General features: G+C 71.6%; 20 protein-coding genes and 1 riboswitch. Of the genes, 10 read left to right on the top strand and 10 right to left on the bottom strand.

Annotated elements, in window-relative coordinates; all coding sequences use genetic code 11:
- Positions 1 to 237 precede the first annotated feature (237 nt).
- The 4 genes from groL to thrC form a co-directional block, all read right to left on the bottom strand.
- Positions 238 to 1,860 (bottom strand): chaperonin GroEL, encoded by a 1,623-nt coding sequence (gene groL / locus AC6F7H_RS15245; protein WP_500757516.1) that lies wholly within the window; start codon positions 1,858 to 1,860, stop codon positions 238 to 240.
- 372 nt (positions 1,861 to 2,232) lie between these two features.
- Entirely contained in the window at positions 2,233 to 2,436 is a 204-nt protein-coding gene (locus tag AC6F7H_RS15240; RefSeq protein ID WP_004929928.1) for a cold-shock protein, read from the bottom strand.
- Between the two features lie 430 nt (positions 2,437 to 2,866).
- Positions 2,867 to 3,142, bottom strand: a complete 276-nt coding sequence (locus AC6F7H_RS15235; RefSeq protein ID WP_109379301.1) for a ubiquitin-like small modifier protein 1 — start codon at positions 3,140 to 3,142, stop codon at positions 2,867 to 2,869.
- A gap of 176 nt (positions 3,143 to 3,318) precedes the next feature.
- Entirely contained in the window at positions 3,319 to 4,623 is a 1,305-nt protein-coding gene (thrC, locus tag AC6F7H_RS15230) for a threonine synthase (RefSeq protein ID WP_500757515.1), read from the bottom strand.
- An 18-nt stretch (positions 4,624 to 4,641) separates the two neighbouring features.
- Positions 4,642 to 4,836, bottom strand: a riboswitch (SAM riboswitch).
- Positions 4,837 to 5,035: 199 nt separating this feature from the next.
- Between thrC and AC6F7H_RS15225 the strand changes: the two genes are divergently transcribed.
- The 3 genes from AC6F7H_RS15225 to otsB all read left to right on the top strand — a co-directional run bounded on the left by AC6F7H_RS15225 (position 5,036) and on the right by otsB (position 8,512).
- A complete protein-coding gene (locus tag AC6F7H_RS15225; protein WP_500761834.1) occupies positions 5,036 to 6,019 on the top strand; it encodes a glucosyl-3-phosphoglycerate synthase in 984 nt (327 codons plus the stop codon).
- Positions 6,020 to 6,126: 107 nt separating this feature from the next.
- Positions 6,127 to 7,533, top strand: a complete 1,407-nt coding sequence (locus AC6F7H_RS15220) for an alpha,alpha-trehalose-phosphate synthase (UDP-forming) (RefSeq protein ID WP_500757514.1) — start codon at positions 6,127 to 6,129, stop codon at positions 7,531 to 7,533.
- A gap of 73 nt (positions 7,534 to 7,606) precedes the next feature.
- The gene (gene otsB / locus AC6F7H_RS15215; RefSeq protein WP_500757513.1) at positions 7,607 to 8,512 is read left to right on the top strand and encodes a trehalose-phosphatase; all 906 of its coding nucleotides are present in this window, start codon (positions 7,607 to 7,609) and stop codon (positions 8,510 to 8,512) included.
- A 281-nt stretch (positions 8,513 to 8,793) separates the two neighbouring features.
- On the opposite strand, the gene AC6F7H_RS15210 is transcribed toward otsB, so the two are convergent.
- Entirely contained in the window at positions 8,794 to 9,027 is a 234-nt protein-coding gene (locus AC6F7H_RS15210; RefSeq protein WP_109379298.1) for a DUF3263 domain-containing protein, read from the bottom strand.
- Between the two features lie 60 nt (positions 9,028 to 9,087).
- Entirely contained in the window at positions 9,088 to 10,356 is a 1,269-nt protein-coding gene (locus tag AC6F7H_RS15205; RefSeq protein WP_500757512.1) for an extracellular solute-binding protein, read from the bottom strand.
- 170 nt (positions 10,357 to 10,526) lie between these two features.
- Between AC6F7H_RS15205 and AC6F7H_RS15200 the strand changes: the two genes are divergently transcribed.
- The 3 genes from AC6F7H_RS15200 to AC6F7H_RS15190 all read left to right on the top strand — a co-directional run bounded on the left by AC6F7H_RS15200 (position 10,527) and on the right by AC6F7H_RS15190 (position 13,778).
- Complete coding sequence (locus AC6F7H_RS15200; RefSeq protein WP_500761832.1) at positions 10,527 to 11,468, top strand: ROK family protein; 942 nt, start codon at positions 10,527 to 10,529, stop codon at positions 11,466 to 11,468.
- Positions 11,468 to 12,664 carry an N-acetylglucosamine-6-phosphate deacetylase gene (nagA, locus tag AC6F7H_RS15195; RefSeq protein ID WP_500757511.1) on the top strand — a complete coding sequence of 399 codons (1,197 nt, stop codon included), beginning with the start codon at positions 11,468 to 11,470 and terminating at the stop codon, positions 12,662 to 12,664. The genes AC6F7H_RS15200 and nagA overlap by 1 nt, the downstream gene beginning before the upstream one ends.
- A gap of 184 nt (positions 12,665 to 12,848) precedes the next feature.
- Complete coding sequence (locus AC6F7H_RS15190; RefSeq protein ID WP_500757510.1) at positions 12,849 to 13,778, top strand: 1-phosphofructokinase family hexose kinase; 930 nt, start codon at positions 12,849 to 12,851, stop codon at positions 13,776 to 13,778.
- A 178-nt stretch (positions 13,779 to 13,956) separates the two neighbouring features.
- Here AC6F7H_RS15190 and AC6F7H_RS15185 read toward each other — a convergent pair whose 3' ends face one another.
- Entirely contained in the window at positions 13,957 to 14,895 is a 939-nt protein-coding gene (locus tag AC6F7H_RS15185) for a CBM35 domain-containing protein (RefSeq protein ID WP_500757509.1), read from the bottom strand.
- Between the two features lie 115 nt (positions 14,896 to 15,010).
- Positions 15,011 to 16,711, bottom strand: coding sequence for a diguanylate cyclase CdgB (cdgB, locus tag AC6F7H_RS15180; protein ID WP_500757508.1), 1,701 nt, complete (start codon positions 16,709 to 16,711; stop codon positions 15,011 to 15,013).
- Positions 16,712 to 17,061: 350 nt separating this feature from the next.
- Here cdgB and AC6F7H_RS15175 point away from each other — a divergent pair, with 350 nt between their 5' ends.
- The gene (locus AC6F7H_RS15175; protein ID WP_500757507.1) at positions 17,062 to 17,652 is read left to right on the top strand and encodes a flavin reductase family protein; all 591 of its coding nucleotides are present in this window, start codon (positions 17,062 to 17,064) and stop codon (positions 17,650 to 17,652) included.
- A 15-nt stretch (positions 17,653 to 17,667) separates the two neighbouring features.
- On the opposite strand, the gene arfB is transcribed toward AC6F7H_RS15175, so the two are convergent.
- Complete coding sequence (gene arfB, locus AC6F7H_RS15170; protein WP_279335278.1) at positions 17,668 to 18,105, bottom strand: alternative ribosome rescue aminoacyl-tRNA hydrolase ArfB; 438 nt, start codon at positions 18,103 to 18,105, stop codon at positions 17,668 to 17,670.
- A 189-nt stretch (positions 18,106 to 18,294) separates the two neighbouring features.
- Between arfB and AC6F7H_RS15165 the strand changes: the two genes are divergently transcribed.
- Positions 18,295 to 18,870: a TerD family protein gene (locus AC6F7H_RS15165; RefSeq protein WP_109379289.1), complete on the top strand. Its 576-nt coding sequence runs from the start codon at positions 18,295 to 18,297 to the stop codon at positions 18,868 to 18,870.
- Positions 18,871 to 19,054: 184 nt separating this feature from the next.
- A complete protein-coding gene (locus AC6F7H_RS15160; protein WP_500761830.1) occupies positions 19,055 to 19,555 on the top strand; it encodes a hypothetical protein in 501 nt (166 codons plus the stop codon).
- A gap of 48 nt (positions 19,556 to 19,603) precedes the next feature.
- On the opposite strand, the gene AC6F7H_RS15155 is transcribed toward AC6F7H_RS15160, so the two are convergent.
- Positions 19,604 to 20,317: a pentapeptide repeat-containing protein gene (locus AC6F7H_RS15155; protein WP_500757506.1), complete on the bottom strand. Its 714-nt coding sequence runs from the start codon at positions 20,315 to 20,317 to the stop codon at positions 19,604 to 19,606.
- A 160-nt stretch (positions 20,318 to 20,477) separates the two neighbouring features.
- Here AC6F7H_RS15155 and AC6F7H_RS15150 point away from each other — a divergent pair, with 160 nt between their 5' ends.
- A complete protein-coding gene (locus AC6F7H_RS15150; RefSeq protein ID WP_500757505.1) occupies positions 20,478 to 21,638 on the top strand; it encodes an NAD(P)-binding protein in 1,161 nt (386 codons plus the stop codon).
- Positions 21,639 to 21,654 lie beyond the last annotated feature (16 nt).

Genomic DNA, 21,654 nt, shown 5'->3' with positions numbered 1-21,654 from the left:
GCGCGTGCATCAATCGCACTCCATCCCCAACCGCCAAGCCCCGAAGGGCATTCCACCCACCGGCACACCCGCCTGTGACCCCGACCACATCCGCACCGAAGCTCAGGCGCCGGACCGGTCCCGCACACGAGGGAACGCAGGAACGCGGAAACGCCCGAGGGCGGTACCCCCTGTCGGAAACAGGGGGTACCGCCCTCGGTACTGACGGACCGGGTCCGAACCTGAGGTGAGTCAGGCTCAGAAGTCCATGTCACCGCCCGGCATGCCGCCCGGAGCGGCCGCGGCGGCCTTCTCCGGCTTGTCGGCGATGACGGCCTCGGTGGTGAGGAACAGCGCGGCGATCGACGCGGCGTTCTGCAGCGCGGAGCGCGTCACCTTGGCCGGGTCGATGATGCCTTCCTTGACCAGGTCGACGTAGTCGCCGGTCGCGGCGTTCAGGCCGTGACCCGGGGTCAGGTTGCGCACCTTCTCCACCACGACGCCGCCCTCGAGGCCGGCGTTGACGGCGATCTGCTTCAGCGGGGCCTCGAGCGCGAGCTTCACGGCGTTGGCGCCGGTCGCCTCGTCACCCTCGAGCTCCAGCTTCTCGAACACCTGGGAGGCCTGGAGCAGGGCCACGCCACCACCGGCGACGATGCCCTCCTCGACGGCCGCCTTCGCGTTGCGAACGGCGTCCTCGATGCGGTGCTTGCGCTCCTTGAGCTCGACCTCGGTGGCGGCACCGGCCTTGATGACCGCGACACCGCCGGCGAGCTTCGCCAGGCGCTCCTGCAGCTTCTCGCGGTCGTAGTCCGAGTCGCTGTTCTCGATCTCGGCGCGGATCTGGTTCACGCGGCCCTGGACCTGCCCCGAGGAGCCGGCACCGTCGACGATGGTGGTCTCGTCCTTGGTGATGACGACCTTGCGGGCCTTGCCGAGCAGGTCGAGGCTGGTGTTCTCCAGCTTGAGGCCGACCTCCTCGGAGATGACCTCGCCGCCCGTGAGGATGGCGATGTCGTTGAGCATGGCCTTGCGGCGGTCGCCGAAGCCCGGGGCCTTGACGGCGACGGACTTGAAGGTGCCGCGGATCTTGTTGACGACCAGGGTCGACAGGGCCTCGCCCTCGACGTCCTCGGCGATGATCAGCAGCGGCTTGCCCGACTGCATGACCTTCTCCAGGAGCGGCAGCAGGTCCTTGACGTTGCCGATCTTGGAGTTGGCGATCAGGATGTACGGGTCGTCGAGCGACGCCTCCATACGCTCCATGTCGGTGGCGAAGTACGCCGAGATGTAGCCCTTGTCGAAGCGCATACCCTCGGTGAGCTCCAGCTCCAGACCGAAGGTCTGGGACTCCTCGACGGTGATGACGCCTTCCTTGCCGACCTTGTCCATCGCCTCGGCGATGAGCTCGCCGATCTGGGTGTCGGCGGCGGAGATGGAGGCCGTGGAGGCGATCTGCTCCTTGGTCTCGACGTCCTTCGCCTGCTCCAGCAGGGCACCGGAGACGGCCTCGACGGCCTTCTCGATACCGCGCTTGAGGGCCATCGGGTTGGCGCCGGCGGCTACGTTGCGCAGGCCCTCCTTGACCAGGGCCTGGGCGAGGACGGTCGCGGTGGTCGTACCGTCACCGGCGACGTCGTCCGTCTTCTTGGCGACTTCCTTGACCAGCTCGGCGCCGATCTTCTCGTACGGGTCCTCGAGCTCGATCTCCTTGGCGATGGACACACCATCGTTGGTGATCGTGGGGGCGCCCCACTTCTTCTCGAGGACGACGTTGCGGCCCTTGGGGCCGAGCGTCACCTTGACGGCGTCCGCGAGCTGGTTCATGCCGCGCTCGAGGCCGCGCCGCGCCTCCTCGTCGAACGCGATGATCTTGGCCATGTGAAGTGGTCCCTCCAGGACTGGGGGTGATTACTTCGGACCGCGCCCGCGCCCGCGACGGACGGCTCACAGAACCGGTGGTTCCTTGCCCCACCGGCCTGCGGGCCTCACCGACCCGGTCCTTACGTTGTCACTCTCACCTTCAGAGTGCTAACGCCAATGATTAGCACTCGACCCATGCGAGTGCAAGCGCCCCCGGGGGGATCGCCGGGGGAGTCAGCCGCACGCGAACAGCGTGGGCGGCGCGGAGCAGGCCGCGCGCGAACACCCCCGGGCACCGGTCACCACCCGGGCCCCGGCACGGCGAAGGGTCCGCACCCCGGGGGGTGCGGACCCTTCGCCAGCAGGAAATTCTTGCGGTGGGTAGCGCGTTCAGGCGCTGAGACGAACCATGTCGGCCTGCGGGCCCTTCTGACCCTGCGAGATCTCGAACTCGACCCGCTGGCCTTCTTCGAGGGTGCGGTAGCCGTCCATCTGGATCGCGCTGTAGTGGACGAAAACATCCGCACCACCGTCGACCGCGATGAAGCCGTACCCCTTCTCCGCGTTGAACCACTTGACGGTGCCCTGAGCCATGCCTAACTCCCCTATTACTGGCCCTTGCACAGATCCACACTTCGCGGATCCGGGTCAGACCTCACCCCCCGACGATCGGGGGCGTGCGCCGGAACGCGTCGACCGCGGCCGAATGTATCCGTCCAACTGCCCTCTGCAACAGGTCAATCAGACGAGAAATCCGGACGGCACCGGTCCGGAATATGACGGGAATTCACCTGATTTCAGGGCAAGTCGGGTCGGACAAAGCCCGCAAATGCCGCAGAAGTGGCCCAGACTTTGGCTGTATCCAGTCGGGCGTGCGGCAGGAATTGACGGTTCCAGAACGGGGAGTCGGGACCGCGTTCCCCAACCTTACCGCGCTCAACCCCATGGAATTGCCCCCTCCGCTTCCCTCACGGAGGGGGCAACACGGTAAACATTCGGTAATCTCGATTACCGAGGGTAATGATCAGCCGCCGGCGACGGCCGGGATGATCGACACGCCGGCACCGTCCGGGGTCACCGTCTCCAGGCCCTGCTCGAAGCGGACGTCGTCGTCGTTGACGTAGACGTTGACGAAGCGGCGCAGCTTGCCCTGGTCGTCCAGGACCCGGGCGGAGATCCCGGTGTGGTTCTTCTCCAGGTCGGCGATGACGTCGCCGAGGGTCGCCCCCTCGGCGTTCACCTCGGCCTTGCCGCCGGTGTAGGTGCGCAGGATGGTCGGGATGCGAACGGTCACGCTCATGTGACTTGACCTCCAGTGACGATGAAAATGCTTTGCGTGTCGGCCGCCGGGCCGGCGGTGTCGGCCTGTGGAGCCGGTGCGAGACCTCGAACTGGGTACGTCCCGGGGGCCGTCGGCCGTGAAGCAGTACGCCCGGCGGGTGACCGCCGGCCTCCTCGGGACTGGCGAGAAGGAGGTCAGGCGAGGCCGGCCTCTCGGAACGACTCGAGGTTGGGACGGATGGTCGCGGTGAGGCCGGTGTCGGCCACCGCGTCCAGCGTCTTGAGACCGTCGCCGGTGTTGAGTACGACGGTGGTCAGGGACGGGTCCAGGACGCCGTTCTCGATCAGCTTCTTCGTGACGCCGACGGTCACACCGCCCGCGGTCTCGGCGAAGATGCCCTCGGTCCGGGCGAGCAGCCGGATGGCCTCCACGACCTGCTCGTCCGTCACGTCCTCCACCGCGCCGCCGGTGCGGCGCGCGATGTCCAGGACGTACGGGCCGTCGGCCGGGTTGCCGATGGCGAGCGACTTGGCGATGGTCTTCGGCTTCTGCGGCCGGACGACGTCGTGGCCCGCCTTGTACGCGGTCGACACCGGCGAGCAGCCCTCGGCCTGCGCGCCGAAGATCTTGTACGGCTTGTCCTCGACGAGGCCGAGCCGGATCAGCTCCTGCAGCCCCTTGTCGATCTTCGTGAGCTGCGAGCCGGAGGCTATGGGGACGACGATCTGGTCGGGCAGCCGCCAGCCGAGCTGCTCGCAGATCTCGTACGCGAGGGTCTTGGAGCCCTCGGCGTAGTACGGCCGCAGGTTGACGTTGACGAAGCCCCAGCCCTCGCCGGCCGGGTCGCCGATCAGCTCGGAGCAGAAGCGGTTCACGTCGTCGTAGTTGCCCTCGATGCCGACGAGTTCACCGCCGTAGACGGCGGCCATGACGACCTTGCCCTGCTCCAGGTCGTGCGGGATGAACACGCAGGAGCGCAGGCCGGCGCGGGCGGCGGCGGCGCCGACGGCACCGGCGAGGTTGCCCGTGGAGGAGCAGGACAGGGTGGTGAAGCCGAAGGCGCGGGCGGCCTCCAGGGCCTGGGCGACGACCCGGTCCTTGAAGGAGTGGGTCGGGTTGCCGGAGTCGTCCTTCACGAACAGGCCGCCGGTGACACCGAGTTCGCGGGCCAGGTTGTCGGCCTGGACGAGCTGGGTCCAGCCGGGGTTGATGTTCGGCCTGGTCGCCACGTCGGCGGGGACGGGCAGCAGGGGCGCGTAGCGCCAGATGTTCGCGGGGCCCGCCTCGATGCGCCGGCGGAGTTCCTCGGTGTCGTAGGCCGAGAAGTCGTAGGCGATCTCCAGCGGGCCGAAACACTCCTCGCACGCGAAGACGGGGCCGAGGGGGACGCGGTGGCCGCATTCGCGGCAGGACAGCGCGGCGGCGGGACCGAGATCGACGGAGGGCTCGGCGGATCCAGCGGCGGATACGGTGGTGCTTGCGACAGTCTGCGCAGCCATGTGAGGCGAGGCCCTTTCTCCTCATCTTCCTCACGACGTGTTTCGCCGTGAGACGGATTTGGCACCTTCCCTAGCCGGGAGCCTCGCGTGGACGATCAGCGATCAGCGTTCGGTGTTCCGCTGTGATCGTCGATCGACGGTGATCCACGAGAGCCGGCTGGAGGGTTGCCGGGGCTTCATCGGGCCGTGTCCCTCTGCCCCTCTGGATGAGCTGTATTCGGTTGTGTGTCATGCGGTGGTGCGATCGTGCACCGCGGACGCGAGGAGGGCCGTGACCCCCGGTGTGCAAGGGGCGTCCGCGTTGTTCAAGACTGTAACCGACGGCCAGGACGACGGAGAGGGCGCGTCCGAACCGCGAGATGGATCAACAGGTGTCAGGTGTATGGATCACAGAGGTGAGGAGCCGCAGACCGTGCTGGAAGAAGTCGAGCGCTGGCTGGCCGACCGCTCCTGGTCCGTGGCCGACCGCCCGCTGCACCGCGTCCTGGCCGCGAAGCGCGCCACGGGCCGGACGGTGAGCGTGGTACTGCCCGCGCTCAACGAGGAGGCGACGGTCGGTGACATCGTCGGGGTCGTCCGGCACGAGCTGATGCTCCGGGCCCCGCTGGTCGACGAGATCGTGGTCGTGGACTCCGGCTCGACCGACCGCACGTCCGAGGTGGCCGCGGCGGCGGGCGCGACGGTGGTGCACCGGGACACGATCCTGCCCCGCCTCCCCGCCGTGCCCGGCAAGGGCGAGGTGCTGTGGCGCTCCCTGCTCGTCACCCGGGGGGACATCGTCTGCTTCGTCGACGCGGACCTCAGGGAGTTCTCCGCCGACTTCGTCTCCGGCATCGTCGGCCCGCTGCTCACCGAGCCGGACGTCCACCTGGTGAAGGCGATGTACGACCGCCCCTTCACGCCGTCCGACGGGAGTGCCCCCGACACCGCAGCCACCGCCGCCACGGCCGGTCAGGGCGGCAGGGTCACGGAGCTGATGGCGCGCCCGCTGCTCAACATGCACTGGCCGCAGCTGGCAGGCTTCGTCCAGCCGCTCGGCGGCGAGTACGCGGCCCGGCGCTCGCTCCTGGAACAGCTGCCCTTCCCCGTCGGCTACGGCGTGGAACTGGGCATGCTGGTCGACGCCCTGCACCTGGTGGGGCTGGACGCCCTCGCCCAGGTCGACGTCGGCGTCCGCCTCCACCGCCACCAGGACGGCCGGGCCCTCGGCCGCATGGCCGCCGCGATCTACCGCACCGCCCAGCTCCGCCTGGCCCGCGGCCACCTGATCCGCCCCGCGCTCACCCAGTTCGAACGGATCGGGGGCACCTTCGAGCCCCGCACCTACTCGGTGGACACCGAGGAACGCCCCCCGATGGCGGAGATGGCCGAGTACCGGTCCCGCCGGGTGGCCTGAGCACGACGGGCACGCCCCGGCCGGAACGCCGGAACGAGTGACAACCGAGCCGTATACGGCTGATCCGTTACGTTTGAGCGTTTCGGAGGCGGGCTAGGTTGAGGCGTATGGCTTCCATGCAGGGTGCTCGGGTGCTGGTCGCGTCGAATCGCGGCCCCGTTTCGTACGCGGTGGAGGAGGACGGTTCACTGCGGGCCAGTCGCGGTGGCGGCGGGCTGGTGTCCGGGCTGTCGGCGATCGGGCCGGACGCGGGGTCGCTGTGGGTGTGTTCGGCGCTGTCCGACGGCGACCGTGAGGCCGTGCGGCGCGGGGTCGGCGAGGACGGCGTGCGGATGCTGGACATCCCGGCGGACGTGCACGCCGACGCGTACAACGGCATCGCCAACTCGGTGCTGTGGTTCGTGCACCACATGCTGTACCAGACGCCGGTGGAGCCCGTCTTCGACGCGGAGTTCCGGCGGCAGTGGGCCTCCTACGAGGCCTACAACCGGGCCTTCGCCGAGGCGCTGGCCGAGGAGGCGGCGCAGGGGGCCGCAGTGGTGGTGCAGGACTACCACCTGACGCTGGTCCCGGGGCTGCTCCGGGAGCTCCGCCCCGACCTGCACATCGGCCACTTCTCGCACACGCCGTGGGCGCCGCCGGAGTACTTCGGGATGCTGCCCGACGACATCGCCGTGCAGGTGCTGCGCGGCATGCTGGGCGCGGACCGGCTCGGCTTCCTCACCCACCGCTGGGCGGACGCGTTCACCGCGTGCTGCGAGCGGTTCGCGGGCGGGCTCGGCGACACCCGGATCGGCGTGCACGGGCTGGGTGCCGACGCGGACTTCCTGCGCGGGCGCGCGCGGGAGGCGGATGTCGAGGAGCGGCTCGGCGTGCTGCGCGAGGAGATCGGCACGGCTCCCGACGGCACCGCGCGGCGGACGGTCGTCCGGGTCGACCGGACCGAGCTGTCGAAGAACATCGTGCGCGGTCTGCTGGCGTACCGGCAGCTCCTCGAGGACCACCCCGAGTGGCGCGAACGGGTGGTGCACCTCGCCTTCGCCTACCCGTCCCGGCAGGACCTCGCCGTGTACCGCGACTACACCGCCGAGGTGCAGCGGGTCGCCGAGGAGATCAACGAGCGGTACGGGACACCCGGCTGGCGTCCGGTCGTGCTGCACGTCAGGGACGACTTCGCGCGCTCGCTGGCCGCGTACCGGCTGGCCGACGTGGCGCTGGTCAACCCCATCCGGGACGGTATGAACCTGGTCGCCAAGGAGATCCCGATCCTCGCCGAGGGGGGCTGTGCGCTGGTGCTGTCCCGGGAGGCGGGCGCGCACGAGGAGCTGGGCGAGGACGCGATCACCGTCAACCCGTACGACGTGGTCGACACGGCGCGCGCCCTGCACGAGGCCCTCACGATGGGCCCGGCGGAACGGACCGAAGGCGCCAAGCGCCTGACCGCGGCGGCGACCGCGCTGCCACCGGAACAGTGGTTCCTGGACCAGTTGAACGCCCTCCGCGAGGAGTCGTAGGCCCTGCGGGGACCGGCCCTGGACGGCCGGTCGGGGTGGCGTGCGGCGGGGTGGGCGTGGATAGGTTGGCGGTATGGGCAGTCACACGGATTCCACGGACCCGAATGCCACGCACTCGAACACCGTCGGCCCGGACGCCGCGGAGCCCCTGCCGACGCCCGCCACGCGGGCCGGGCGGGAGGGGCTCGACGCGTTGCTCGCGCGGCCGGGGAAGGCGTTGATCGGCCTCGACTTCGACGGCACGCTCTCGCCGATCGTGCCCGACCCGGAGCAGGCCCGCGCCCACCCGGAGGCGGTGCCCGCGCTCACCGCGCTCGCCCCGGAGGTGGCCTCCGTGGCGGTGATCACGGGCCGGCCGCCCGAGGTCGCGGTGCGCAACGGCGGCTTCGCGGGCGCCCCCGGTCTGGAGCGCCTGGTCGTCCTCGGCCACTACGGCGCCGAACGCTGGGACGCCGCCACCGGCGACATCACCGCGCCTCCCCCGCACCCCGGCGTCGCCTGCGTCCGCGCGGAACTGCCGGGGCTGCTCGACCGGGTCGGCGCCGACGAAGGCGTGTGGACCGAGGAGAAGGGCCGCGCGGTGGCCGTCCACACCCGCAGGGCCGCCGACCCCCAGGCCGCGTTCGAGGCGCTGCGCGGGCCGCTGTCCGAGCTGGCGGCCCGGCACGGCCTGGTCGTGGAGCCCGGCCGCATGGTCCTGGAGCTGCGTCCGCCGGGGACGGACAAGGGCGTGGCCCTGCTGGAGTACGCCCGCGAGATCGGCGCCGGGTCCGTCCTCTACGCGGGGGACGACCTGGGTGACCTTCCCGCCTACGCCGCCGTCGAGGAGCTCCGCTCCGACGGCGTCCCCGGCCTGCTGGTCTGCAGCGGCAGCGACGAGGTCACCGAGCTGAGGGAACGCGCGGACCTGGTGGTCGACGGCCCCGCCGGAGTCGTGCGCCTGCTCCGGGCGCTGGCGTCGTCCCTGCGCGCCGCCTGACCCGCCCTGCTCCACGAGCCCTGCCCGGCGTCCGGCGCCCGGCGTCCGGCCCTGGGCGCGGGCCCGGCGTCTTGGCCCCGGGATCGTCCGAGTGCGGCTCCCGGCACCCGGGCCCGCCCGGCGGGCGCGCCTCCGCGTCCCGCGTCCCGGTGCCGCTCCGGTGTCCCCCGCGCACAAATGCGTCCGCCGCCGGCTGCTCGGGCTCCCGGACGCATCCGAGCACGGCTCCGGCACCCCGGCCCGCCCGCCGGGATCGGCTCCGGCGCTCCGGTCGGCCGCGTTCAGCGCTCCGTGCGGCGGGACTCGCGGATGCGTCTGAGCCGGTTCACCGTGACCGGGTCGTGGGCCAGGGCGCGGGGGTCGTCGAGCAGGGCGTTGAGGAGCTGGTAGTAGCGCACCGGGGGCAGGCCCAGCTCCTCGCGTATCGCCCGTTCCTTCACGCCGGGGCCGAGGAAGCCGCGGCGCTCCAGCGCGATGATGTCCTGCTCGCGCCGGGCCAGCCGTTCCTCATCCATGCCCCGACGGTAGCCCCTGCCACTGACATCCGGTCACCGGCAAGGGCTGCGGGGAGAGTCCTAGCGCGAGCTCTCCGCGCGCGTCGCGGTCGCCTGGAGGCCGCCCAGCACGCCCTTGGGGCTGCCGCCCGGGGCGACCGCCTTGCCGATCTGCTCCTTGATGGCCACGTTGACCGCGGCCCAGGAGGTGTTGCCGACCGGGTAGAGCTCCGAGGTGGCCAGCTCGTCGAGGAAGGGCTTGAGGTCCTTGTCCCGCTCGGACCCGTCCATCGCCCGGGACGCGGAGCTGGTGACCGGCAGCAGGCTGTAGTCGCGGGAGAAGTCGAGCACGTTCTCCTCGCTGTAGACGAAGTCGAGGAACTCGCCGATCTCGTCACCGTGGCCGTTCTTGTTGAAGGCCATCATCCAGTCGGCGACCCCGAGCGTGGCCCGGCTCTCGCCGTCGATCCCCGGCGTCGGCACGGTGCCGAACTCCACGCCCTTCTTCTCGGCCGTCTCGATCAGCGAGGGATGGCCGTTCAGCATGCCGACGTCGCCGTCGGCGAAGGCGGCGAACGCTTCGGCGCGGTCGAGCTTGCCGGGCGCCACCGGGCCGGTCAGGCCCTTGCCGACCAGCTCGTCCTTCAGCCAGGTGACGGTCGCGGTGTTCTCCGCGGAGTCGAAGCCGTAGGAGCCCAGGGAGTCGATGTAGCCGCCCTTGCCGCTGAGCAGCCACTGCATGGTCTCGGCCTGCGCCTCCTCCGGGCCGAGGGGGAGCGCGTAGGGGTACTTCACGCCCTCCGCCTTGAGCACCTCGGCGTTCGCGGCGAGCTCGTCCCAGGTCTTCGGCGGGGTGAGGCCGGCGTCCTCGAACAGGGTCTTGTTGTAGAACAGCACGCGCGTGGAGGAGGCGAACGGCATACCGTACTGCACGCCGTTGACCTGGCCCGCGTTGGCCAACTGCGAGACGAAGTCGGCCTGGACGGGGATGGAGAGCACGTCGTCGGCCTTGTAGAGCAGGCCCTCGGCGGCGTAGTCGGCGTAGGCGCCGATCTGGGCCATGTCCGGCGGGTCGCCCGCGTCGACCATCTTCTTGACCTCGCGGTCGACGTCGTTCCAGGAGTGGACGCTGACGTCGATCTTCACGCCCGGGTGCTCGGCCTCGTACTGCTTCGTCAGGGCGGCCCAGTACTTCTCGGAGCTGTCGGCCTCGCCGGTGCCGTAGTCGGCGGCAACCAGTTTCAGCGTCACGTCGGAGGAGCCTTCGCCGACACCGCATCCGCCGAGGACTCCCGTCAGCCCCAGTGCGGACACCGCCGCGATCGTCCTTGCCAAGCCCCGCCGCTGCACTGCTTCTTTCCCCAACCCGGCGCCCCGCGCCATCCGTTCGAAAGTTTTCCGGTAGTCCGATAGTCGGAATAAGGTCTACACCACACAAGTGGACTAGACCTCTTGTGGGTCCCGGGGCCACACTGTTCCACGTGAAACACGTCATCGCCCTCGATGTGGGCGGCACCGGGATGAAGGCTGCCCTGGTCGGAGCGGACGGCGAGCTGCTGCACCGGGCCCGCCGCGCCACCGGCCGGGACCGCGGCCCGGACGCGGTCGTCGCCGGCATCCTCGGCTTCGCCGCCGAACTCCGCGCCCATGGCGTCGAGCACTACGGCGAGCCCGCCTCCGCCGCGGGCCTCGCCGTCCCCGGCATCGTCGACGAGGCGGAGGGCGTCGCCGTCTACTCCGCCAACCTCGGCTGGCGCGACGTCCCGCTGCGCGCGCTGCTCGCCCAGCGGCTCGGTGGTCTCCCCGTCGCCCTCGGCCACGACGTCCGCACCGGCGGGCTCGCCGAGGGCCGCGTCGGGGCGGGCCGGGGCGCCGACCGGTTCCTGTTCGTCCCGCTGGGCACCGGCATCGCGGGCGCCATCGGCATCGACGGCCGGGTGGAGGCGGGCGCGCACGGCTTCGCCGGAGAGATCGGCCACATCGTCGTACGGCCCGGGGGCGCCCCCTGCCCGTGCGGTCAGCGCGGCTGCCTGGAGCGGTTCGCGTCCGCGGCGGCGGTCAGCGAGGCCTGGGCGGCGGCCTGCGGCGACCCGGGGGCGGACGCGGCCGACTGCGCCAAGGCCGTGGAGTCCGGCGACGCACGGGCCCGGGAGGTCTGGCAGGAGGCCGTCGACGCCCTCGCCGACGGGCTGGTCACCGCGCTCACCCTGCTGGACCCGCGCACCCTGATCATCGGTGGCGGGCTGGCCGAGGCAGGAGAAACCTTGTTCACGCCGCTGCGGGAGGCGGTCCGACGACGGGTCACCTTCCAGAAACTGCCGTCCCTGGTCCCGGCCGCCCTCGGGGACACCGCCGGATGCCTGGGCGCGGGACTCCTCGCCTGGGATCTCCTCGAGACCACCGTCACCACTGTCACCGCCACCACCGCCCCCTCGGACGACTCCTCGGAGGTAACCGCCTGATGGCCCCCACGAAGGTTCTCACCGGTGCCCGGGTGGTACTGCCCACCGGGACCGTGGACGACGGCCGCGTGATCGTCGACGGCACGCGCATCGTCGCCACGGCCCCCGCGAACGCCTCCTCCGGCACTCCGGGGAACACCTCCTCCGACGTCCCCGGGAACGCCGCCGAGACGCTCGACCTGACCGGTCACTGGCTGGTCCCCGGCTTCGTCGACCTCCACAACCACGGCGGCGGCGGCGCGTCCTTCACCTCCGGAACGGTCGACGACGTCCTCAAGGGCATCCACACCCACCGCCTGCACGGCACCACCACTCTGGTCGCCTCGACCGTCACCGGCGACCTGGACTTCCTCGCCCGGCGCGCGGGCCTGCTGGCGGAGCTGGCCGAGCAGGGCGACATCGCCGGCATCCACTTCGAGGGGCCGTTCATCTCACCGTGCCGCAAGGGCGCGCACTCCGAGGAGCTGCTGCGCGACCCCGACCCGGCGGAGGTCCGCAAGCTGATCGACGCGGCGCACGGCCACGCGAAGATGGTCACCCTCGCCACCGAACTCCCCGGCGGCCTCGACTCCGTACGCCTGCTGGCCGAGCACGGCGTGATCGCGGCCGTCGGCCACACCGACGCGACGTACGAGCAGACCGTGGCGGCCGTCGACGCGGGCGCCACGGTCGCCACCCACCTGTTCAACGCGATGCCGGCGCTCGGCCACCGCGCCCCCGGCCCGGTCACCGCCCTCCTGGAGGACGAGCGGGTCACGGTCGAGCTGATCAACGACGGTACGCATCTGCACCCGGCCGCCCTTCAGCTGGCGTTCCGTCACGCGGGCCCCGGGCGGGTGGCGTTCATCACCGACGCGATGGACGCGGCCGGTTTCGGCGACGGCCGCTACATGCTCGGCCCGCTGGAGGTGGACGTCGAGGACGGCGTGGCCCGCCTGGTGGAGGGCGGCTCCATCGCGGGGTCGACGCTCACTCTGGACCGTGCGCTGAAGCGCGCGGTGACCGTCGACGGACTGCCCGTCGAGCACGCGGTGGCGGCCCTGTCCGCCAATCCGGCCCGGCTGCTGGGCACGGACGACAGGATCGGCTCCCTGGAACCCGGCAAGGACGCCGACCTGGTGGTTCTCGACGCGGAGTTCACCCTCAAGGGCGTGATGCGCCGGGGTGAGTGGGTGGTCGATCCCCGACTGGGCTGATCCGTCCGCCGGTCAGGAGCCGGCGGCCGGTCTCGGGGGTGGGCCGACCGCCGTCCGTTTGGCATGATCAGGACTCCGGGGTTCCGGAACCCCGGAGCCTCAGAGTTTCGGAACCCGGAACGCACGGCAGACGACAAACTGCAGACGGCAACCGCCGGACGTAGCCAAGGGGGAGGTCGGCCCGGTGATCCTCACGGTCACGCTGAACACCGCTCTCGACATCACCTACCGCGTACCGGTCCTGCGCCCGCACGCCTCCCACCGGGTCACCGAGGTGACCGAACGCCCCGGTGGCAAAGGCGTCAACGTGGCCCGGGTGCTCGCCGCCCTCGGCCACGAGGTGACGGTCACCGGCTTCGCGGGCGGCCTCACCGGGCGGCTCCTGCGGGACCGGCTCACCCCCGTACCGGGCCTGGTGGACGCGCTGGTCCCGGTGTCCGGCACGACCCGGCGCACCGTCGCCGTGGTCGACGAACGCTCCGGCGCCACCACCCAGCTCAACGAGCCCGGCCCCACCGTCTCCGCCGCCGAGTGGAACGCCTTCCAGGAGGTCTACGAGGACCTGCTGACCGGTGCCTCGGCGGTGGCCCTGTGCGGCAGCCTGCCCCCGGGCGTCCCGGTCGGCGCCTACGCCGGGCTGACCCGCACCGCCCGCGCCGCCGGAGTCCTCGTCCTCCTCGACACCAGCGGCGCGGCCCTGCGCCGCGGGGTCGCGGGCCGCCCCGACATCCTCAAGCCCAACGCCGACGAACTGGCCGAACTCACCGGCTCCCACGAGCCCTCGCGCGCCACCCGGGACGCCCGCCGCCGCGGCGCCGGCGCGGTGGTCGCCTCCCTCGGCCCGCAGGGGCTGCTCGCGGTGACCCCGGAGGGCCACTGGCACGCGGCTCCACCGGCCGCCCTGCACGGCAACCCCACAGGCGCCGGCGACTCGGCCGTCGCGGGCCTGCTCTCGGGCCTGGTCACCGGCCTCCCCTGGCCGGACCGCCTCGCCCGAGCGGTCGCATTGTCGGCGGCGACGGTACTGGCGCCGGTTGCGGGCGAGTTCGACCGGGAGGCTTACGAGGAACTGCTCGGGCGGGTGGCGATCACAGGGGAGGCCAGCGCGGCCTGAGGCATGCCATGCGCAGTCATCACAGACGGCTCACTTCATGTCATGCACCGATCGCAAGCTCCGCCGAGAACGACACTCAGACGAATGGTGGCGCCGCCGCATGCCCCGAAAGGCGAAGCGGCGGCGCCCCCCTTTTCAACTCTCTCCACCATGAGCCGGCCACAGTCGTCTCATGTGGTCAGCTCGGTGGTTCCTCCGTCAGCCAGAACTGGTCGAGGATGGCGTTGCACTGGTTGCCCTCGTTGCAGACGAGCTCGATGGTGTTCGTGCCGTCGGTCAGGTTCACGTTGGACCAGGTGTTCTTCCAGCCCTTTTCCCAGTCACCCTTGGGTGTTCCGCCGAAGTTCTCCATGTTCAGCGGACGGGTCGCGGCCTCGCCGTTGACCACCACGGTCGCGTTGGTGTCCTCACCCGGGGTGCTGTAGCCCACGTAGAACCGGTAGGTGCCTTCCTTGATGCCGTTGACGGTCCAGGTGACCTTCGCACCCACCTTGTCGAAGCCCGCCACATAGACGCCGCCGTCGGCCTTCGCGCCCTTGATGTCGGAGACCGTGGTCATCCCCTCGCCCAGGCTGAGCGCCTTCGCGTCGATGGTCGGCAGTTCGGCCGCTTCCTCCTCGTCACCGCCGCCGCTGCTCGCCGACGGGCTCGGCTCGGAGCTTTCCTGGGGCTGGGTCGGGCTCGCGTCCGCCTGGTTGCCGCCCTTGTCGTCCTCGCCGTCGCCGCTGAGCATGGCCACGCTGATGCCGACGACCACCGCGGCGACCACCGCGACGGCGCCGATGAGCAGGCCCTTGGTGTTCGGGCCGCGGCCGCGGCCGCCCCCGCCGCCGTGCCCGCCGCGGGGCTGCTGGACGCCGGAGCCGCCCGGCAGCGTCTCCGGTGCCGCGTAGTGCGCGGCCGGCTGGCCGTAGGTGCCCTGCTGCGGCGGTGCCTGCGGAGCGGGGGCCTGCTGGCCGTACTGACGGGTTCCGACCGGCCGCACCCGGTTGACCGAGTTCGGGTAGCCGTAGCCCCCGGACGGTGGCTGGGCTCCGTTGGCCTGCCCGTCGGCGTAGAGGTAGCCGAACGGGTCGTCGTCCTCGGGCGTGCTCGCGCCGTTGTTGCCGGGCGTCATCCCTTGGTGCTCCTAGCTGCGGATCGGTTGCGGTACGAGGTGAGAAAGGCGAGCCTACCCCCACCCGGTGACCCGAACGGGTGACTCCGGCCGCTTCAACTCACTGAGCTGCGGTTCATCCCGCACGCCGGTGCTGTTTGGGACGAGATCGTTTCTCGACGTACATCCGTTCGTCAGCGGATTTCAACACCTCGTCCGCGGTCATGCCGCAGTGTGCCCATCCGATGCCGAAGCTGGCGCCCACCCGCACGGCCCGCCCCTCGGCCCGGATGGGCTGGATGATCTCGTTGCGCAGCCGCACGGCGAGGTCCTGGGCGTCGGCCCGGCCGAGCCCGTTGGCGAGGATCACGAACTCGTCGCCGCCGAGCCGGGCGACGGTGTCGCCGTCCCGGACACCGCCGCTGAGCCGGCGGGCGACCTCGATGAGGACAGCGTCACCCGCGTTGTGCCCGAACCGGTCGTTGATCGACTTGAAGCCGTCGAGGTCGCAGAAGAGCACGGCGAGACCCTTGACTCCGTCGTCGCGGTCCTCGTCGGGGGCGACGGCGTGCACATGGTGGTCGTAGCCCTCGAACGTGCCGGCCTCGGGCGGGAAGTCGAAGTCGTGGCCCCGGTCGAAGGCGGGCGGGCCGTGGGCGGCGTCCTGGGAGTCGAAGGGCTCGAAGGACTCGAAGGCGGCCAGGGAGTCGGCGACGGCGGCGGGCAGTGCGCCCTGCGGGCGCTGCCGGCACAGGCGGGCGGAGAGCCGGGCACGCAGCTCGGCGGAGTTCGGCAGGCCGGTGAGGGAGTCGTGCGAGGCGCGGTGGGCGAGGTGCAGCTCGCGGCGCTTGCGCTCCTCGATGTCCTCGACGTGGGTGAGCAGGAAGCGCGGCCCGTCGGCGGCGTCGGCGACGACGGAGTTGCGCAGGGACACCCAGAGGTAGGTGCCGTCCCTGCGGGCCAGCCGCAGTTCGGCGCGGCCGCCCTCGGCGGAGGTCCGCAGCAGCGTGCCGATGTCCTCGGGGTGCACGAGGTCGGAGAAGGAGTAGCGGCGCATCGCGGAGGCGGGGCGGCCGAGCAGTCGGCACAGCGCGTCGTTGGTGCGCAGGATGCGGCCGTGCTGGTCGCCGCCCAGCTCCGCGACGGCCATGCCGGAAGGGGCGTACTCGAAGGCCTGCCGGAAGCTTTCCTCACTGGCGCGCAGGGCCTGCTGCTCGCGCTCCAGGCGGACCAGGGCGCGCTGCATGTTGGAGCGCAGCCGGGCGTTGCTGATCGCGATGGCGGCCTGGAAGGCGTACATCTGGAGCGCTTCGCGGCCCCAGGCGCCGGGCAGCCGGCCGTTGCGCGGGCGGTCCACGGAGAGCACGCCGATCAGCTCGCCGCAGGCCCCGCCGCCCTGCGGGGCGGGCGCGTGCATCGGGGCGAAGAGCCGGTCGGAGGGGTGCCACTCGTCCTCGAAGCGGGGGGCGGGGCCGTCGGTGTACCACTGCGGGACGTCGTCGTCGTCGAGGACCCAGCCCTCGGTGTGCGGTATGAAGATCAGATCGCCCCAGGCCTCGCCCATGGAGAGGCGGCGCTCCCAGGACTCGCGTGAGCCGACCCGGCCGATGACGAGGGCTTCGGCGGCGGCGTTGCCCGAGAAGGCGGCCACGACCAGGTTGTTGTCGGGGCGCACGAGGTTGACGCAGGCCAGTTCGTAGCCGAGGGCGTCGACGACGCCGTCGGCGACGGTCTGCAGGGTGTCGGCCAGGCTGCGGGCCGTGTTCATGGCGGCCATGGCCTGGTGCAGTTGCCGCAGGGAGGCAAGACGGACGTAGGGCTCCGAATCGGTCTCCATGCTCACCCTCCCCCCGGGACCTCGCGGCGGATCAAGCGACCTCATCGACGTATCGTCCTGGCAGTATCCCCGCCACTGAATCACAGCGCGCTGCCCACCCGGTACACAGGGTCAACAATTACCTCCCCTTGTGACTCAAGTCACAATCAAACGTGAACAATTGGGAGGCCTTTCCGGGGTTTCCCCGCGAATTCACCGAAGGTGCCGAGTGCGAATTCCGCACCTTTTTCACAGGGTTTCCCCGGCCCGCTCCGTGGGTGACCCGCACTCCGCTCCGCCGCTGGTCCTAGGTCCCTGCTCGGGCCGGGGTCCGATGCGGTGCGTACGGAGCGGAGATTAGCGTTTCCGGTGTGCCGAACACTTCTGTACCCCCCTCACCCCCGCCGCCCCTGCCCGCGCCCGCCGCCCTGCATGCTGAGGGGGTGAGCAACGACGAGTTCCGTGCCGCCATGTCCCGTCTGGCCGCCGGCGTGGTCCTGGTGACCGCGCAGGAGCCACCGCTGGACCCGGACGACCCGCGGGCACCGGCCGGCGAGGACGTGGGCATGACGGCGACGGCGTTCCTGTCGGTGTCCCTGGACCCGCCCCTGGTGCTGGTCAGCCTGCGCGAGGGCTCCCGCATGGACGACCTGCTCGACGAACAGCCGCTGTGGTCGGTCTCCGTGCTGTCCGAGAGCCAGCGGCACATCGCGGGCCGCTTCTCGATGAAGGGCCGGATCAGCGACCGCCTCCTCTTCGCCGACATCCCGTACATACGGGGTGAGCACAGCGGGGCCCCGCTGGTGGGCGGCGCCCTCGCGACCCTGGAGTGCCGAACCGAGCAGCGGGTACCGGCCGGCGACCACACCCTGGTGATCGGCCGCGTCCTCGCGGCGAACCTGCCCAGCTCGGACGGCGGCCCCCTGACCTACTTCCGAGGCCGCTACCGCCACCTGGCCTGAGCGCCGCCGTCCCGGTCAGCCCCAGTCCCGCGCGGAGCGCCCCCGTTTCGTCTCCGAGCGCTGCTTCTTCTCCCGCAGTCGGCGTTCGTTGATGCCGCGCGGGATGCGGGTCGGTTTGCGGGGCCTGGGCGGGGGCGCGGTGGCCTCGGCGAGGAGCGCGGCGAGGCGCACGGCGGCGGCCTCCCGGTTGCGCCACTGGGAGCGGTGCTCGGACGCGCGGACGGTGACGACGCCGCCGGACAGCCGCCCCGCCAGCCGCTCCAGTGCCCGCTGCTTCCACACCTCGGGCAGCGCGTCGGTGGCGGCGAGGTCGAAGCGGAGCTCCACCTGCGAGTCACTGGTGTTCACATGCTGCCCGCCCGGCCCCGAGGACCTGGAGAAACGCCACATCAGCTCGGCCTCGGGCAGGGAGACGGAGCCACGGATGACATAGGGACCGGACATGCCGTACATGTTCCCGCCTCTGACCGGTCCACGTCACCCGGTTATCCCGGTCACCCTGGTTGTCCCGGTCACCCCGGCCGCCCCGGTCATCTCGGTAAAGAAAGTAAAGCGACCTGGAACCTCGCGTCCCCCTCTCGCGTTCAAGGGGGTAGCTGTAGCTTCGTAGCCGTACGTACACGAGGGAAGGGACTCCCAACAATGGCTGTAAGCCTGTCCAAGGGTGGCAACGTCTCGCTCACCAAGGAGGCTCCGGGCCTGTCCGCCGTCACCGTGGGTCTCGGCTGGGACGTCCGCACCACCACCGGCACGGACTTCGACCTCGACGCCTCCGCGATCGCGGTCAACCCGCAGGGCAAGGTCTACTCCGACAGTCACTTCGTCTTCTTCAACAACAAGCAGACCCCGGACAACACCATCGTCCACACCGGCGACAACCGCACCGGTGAGGGCGCCGGCGACGACGAGGCCATCAACGTCAACCTCGCCGCCCTGCCCGCCGACATCGACAAGATCGTCTTCCCGGTCTCGATCTACGACGCCGAGAACCGCTCGCAGAACTTCGGCCAGGTGCGCAACGCCTACATCCGCATCGTCAACCAGGCCGGCGGCACCGAGATCGCCCGCTACGACCTGTCGGAGGACGCGGCCACCGAGACCGCCATGGTCTTCGGCGAGCTGTACCGCAACGGCGCCGAGTGGAAGTTCCGCGCCGTCGGCCAGGGCTACGCGTCGGGCCTGACGGGCATCGCCCAGGACTTCGGCGTGAACGTCTGACGGACGCCCCGCAGCCCCCTCGGAGCCCCCGGCCGCCCGGCGCTTCGCGCACCGCACCACGCATCGCGAAGCACACCGGCCGGGGGCTCCGGCACGCCCCGAGCGAGGGCGCCGGCGCACGGTCCGCCCCCCACCCGGGGACCGTCGGGTGGGGCACCGCGTCCGTCGTGACACCATCACCTCCGTGCTCGACATCGGCTACGCCCTCTCCAACCGCTTCCCCGACCCCCCGCAGACCGACTACCGCCGCGTGGACGTCCACGCCCTGCGCCACGACCTCTTCTGCGGCGACGTCTACCTCGCCGACACCGAGGCGGACCGGGAACTGTCCACAGCCTGGGGATGGGTGCCGGTGCTCGACTTCGCATGGGCGCTGTGCGACATCGTGGAACGGATCGACCAGGATCCGGCGGGCTCCCGCGCCTCCCGCCCCCAGTGGGCGGAGCTGGACTTCACCGAATCCACCGACCGGCTGCTCTTCGAGCGCCGCTTCGGATGGGTGGACATCGAGGCCGAGTGGCTGCCTGCGTCGGAACCGCCCCTGACGTTCTCCCACACCGAACTCCGCCGCGAGGCCCGCGACTTCCTGCACGATCTGCTCGCCGACCTGATCGACCTGCACGAGGACCTCGGCGAGAACCCGGCCGTCTGGACCCTCCAGGCCCGCTACCCCCGCCTGGAGTGACCCACCGCGCCCCTCCGGCCCTTCCCCGTCGGCTCCCTCCCCGTCGGCTCAGCCCTCCACCCGGATCCCCAGCTCCCCGGCCAGCACCGGCGCCAGATCCAGCAGTTGCCCCGTACTGATCACCGCCCCCGCCAGCCTGTCCACACCCCGGGCGATCTCCAGCGAAGCGGCACCGCGCAGATCGACGTCCGTCAGGGTGGCCCCGCTGAGATCCGCGCCCTTCAGCGCGCAGTCCACGAACTCCACCCGCTCCAGCCTCGCCCCGCCGAAGTCCGGCTCGACCAGGACACAGCCCTCGAAGACGACGTCCCTGAGCCGCGCGGACCGCAGGTTCAGGAAGTCGATCTTCCCGCCCCGGACCAGGACCCGCTCCAGCCCCGCCCCGTGCAGCTGTGTCCCCCCGAGACGCGCGTCCGTCAGCTCGACGTCGCGCAGGGTCGCCCCGGCGAGGTCCGTGCCCACACCCCGCACCTCGGCGAGGACGGAGTCCAGCACCCTGGCCCGGGACAGCCGGGTCTCGTCCAGCGCGCACCCCGTCACCGCGCAGTCCATGAACCGCGCCCCCGCGCCGTCCTCCCCCGAGAGGTCCACCTCCCGGAACTCCAGCCCGTCGTAGTCCCCGTCCGGCTCCAGCCCACCCCTCTCGTACCTCTCCAGCACCGGCAGCCGCAGCTCCGGCCGCCGCGCTCCCCTCACCCCCGCACCGCGCACCGCACCCGCACCGCGCACCGCCCCCGCACCGCCCGCCGCTCTCCTCGCCATGCGCCCATCCTGCACCCCACCACTGACGATCCCCCTGACCTGCGAGAACCCCGCACATGTCACATCCCGGGGCCCTGGGCCGTCGTAGCCGCGAACCACCTGATCCACCCCGATCCCCCCGATCCAGCAGGCGCGACCCCGACCAAGGGAGACCCCAGCCATGCACCGCATCACCGTCATCGGCGGCGGCTTCGCCGGACTGACCGCGGCCATCACCGCCGCCGAGGCCGGCGCCGAAGTCACCCTCCACGAGGCCCACCACACCCTCGGCGGCCGGGCCCGCACCGCCGAGGGCCCCTACCGGACCAACGAAGGACCCCACGCCCTCTACAGCGGCGGCCCGCACTGGTCCTGGCTCCGGCAACGCGGCCTCATCGGCCCCCTCGCTCCCCTCCCGCCCCTGGAAGCCACCCGCTTCCGCCTCCGCCACCGGGGCGCACTGCGCCGCACCCCGCCCCTCGCCATGCTGAAGCTGCTGCGCCGCAGCCACGCCCACGCGCCCGTCGACACCGACTTCCACACCTGGGCGACCGGCATCGCGGGCGAGGAGGGCGCACGGGCCGCCGCCCACTACTGTGCCGTCGCCCTCTTCCACCACGACCCCGGCTCGCTGTCCGCCGCCTACGTGCAGGAACGCCTGCGCCGCGCCACCACACTGCCTCCGGAGGCCCACTACCCGCGCGGCGGCTGGGGCAGCCTCATCGACCGGATGGCCGCCCGCGCCTGGGAGCTGGGCGTCCGCGTGGAGACCCTGTCCCGCGTCGACGTCCTCCCCACCGACACCCCGGTCGTCGTCGCCACCTCCCTGGACGCCGCCCGCCGGCTCCTCGGCGACCCCACCCTGACCTGGCCGAGCGGCCGTACCGTCCTCATCGACCTCGCCCTGCGCACCCGGCGCGGCGACGCGTTCGTCGTGTCCGACCTGGACGCGACCGGCTGGCTGGAGCGGTTCACCGCCCAGGACCCCACCCTCGCCCCCGCCGGCGAACAGCTCGTCCAGGGCCAGATCCCCATCGCCCCGCACGAGTCCAAGTCCCACGGCACCGCCCGCGCCGAAGAACTCCTGGACCTCGCCTTCGACGGCTGGCGGGAGCGCGTCACCTGGCGGCGGGAGGCGGTGGCGGCCGGACGCACCGGCGCCGTCGACCTGCCGGGCACCAGCTGGCGCGACCGGCCCGCCGTCGACCGCGGCGACGGCGTCTACCTCGCCGGCGACCAGGTCGCCGCCCCCGGCGTGCTCTCCGAGGTCTCCTTCACCAGCGCCCTCACAGCCGTCTCCCTCGCCCTGGGGCATCACGAGCTTGACCTCAAGCGAGCTTGAGGTTGAACAGTGGGGG

It is taken from the genome of Streptomyces sp. MMS24-W38 (assembly GCF_059889265.1).
This window is presented reverse-complemented; position numbering and strand designations above follow the sequence as displayed.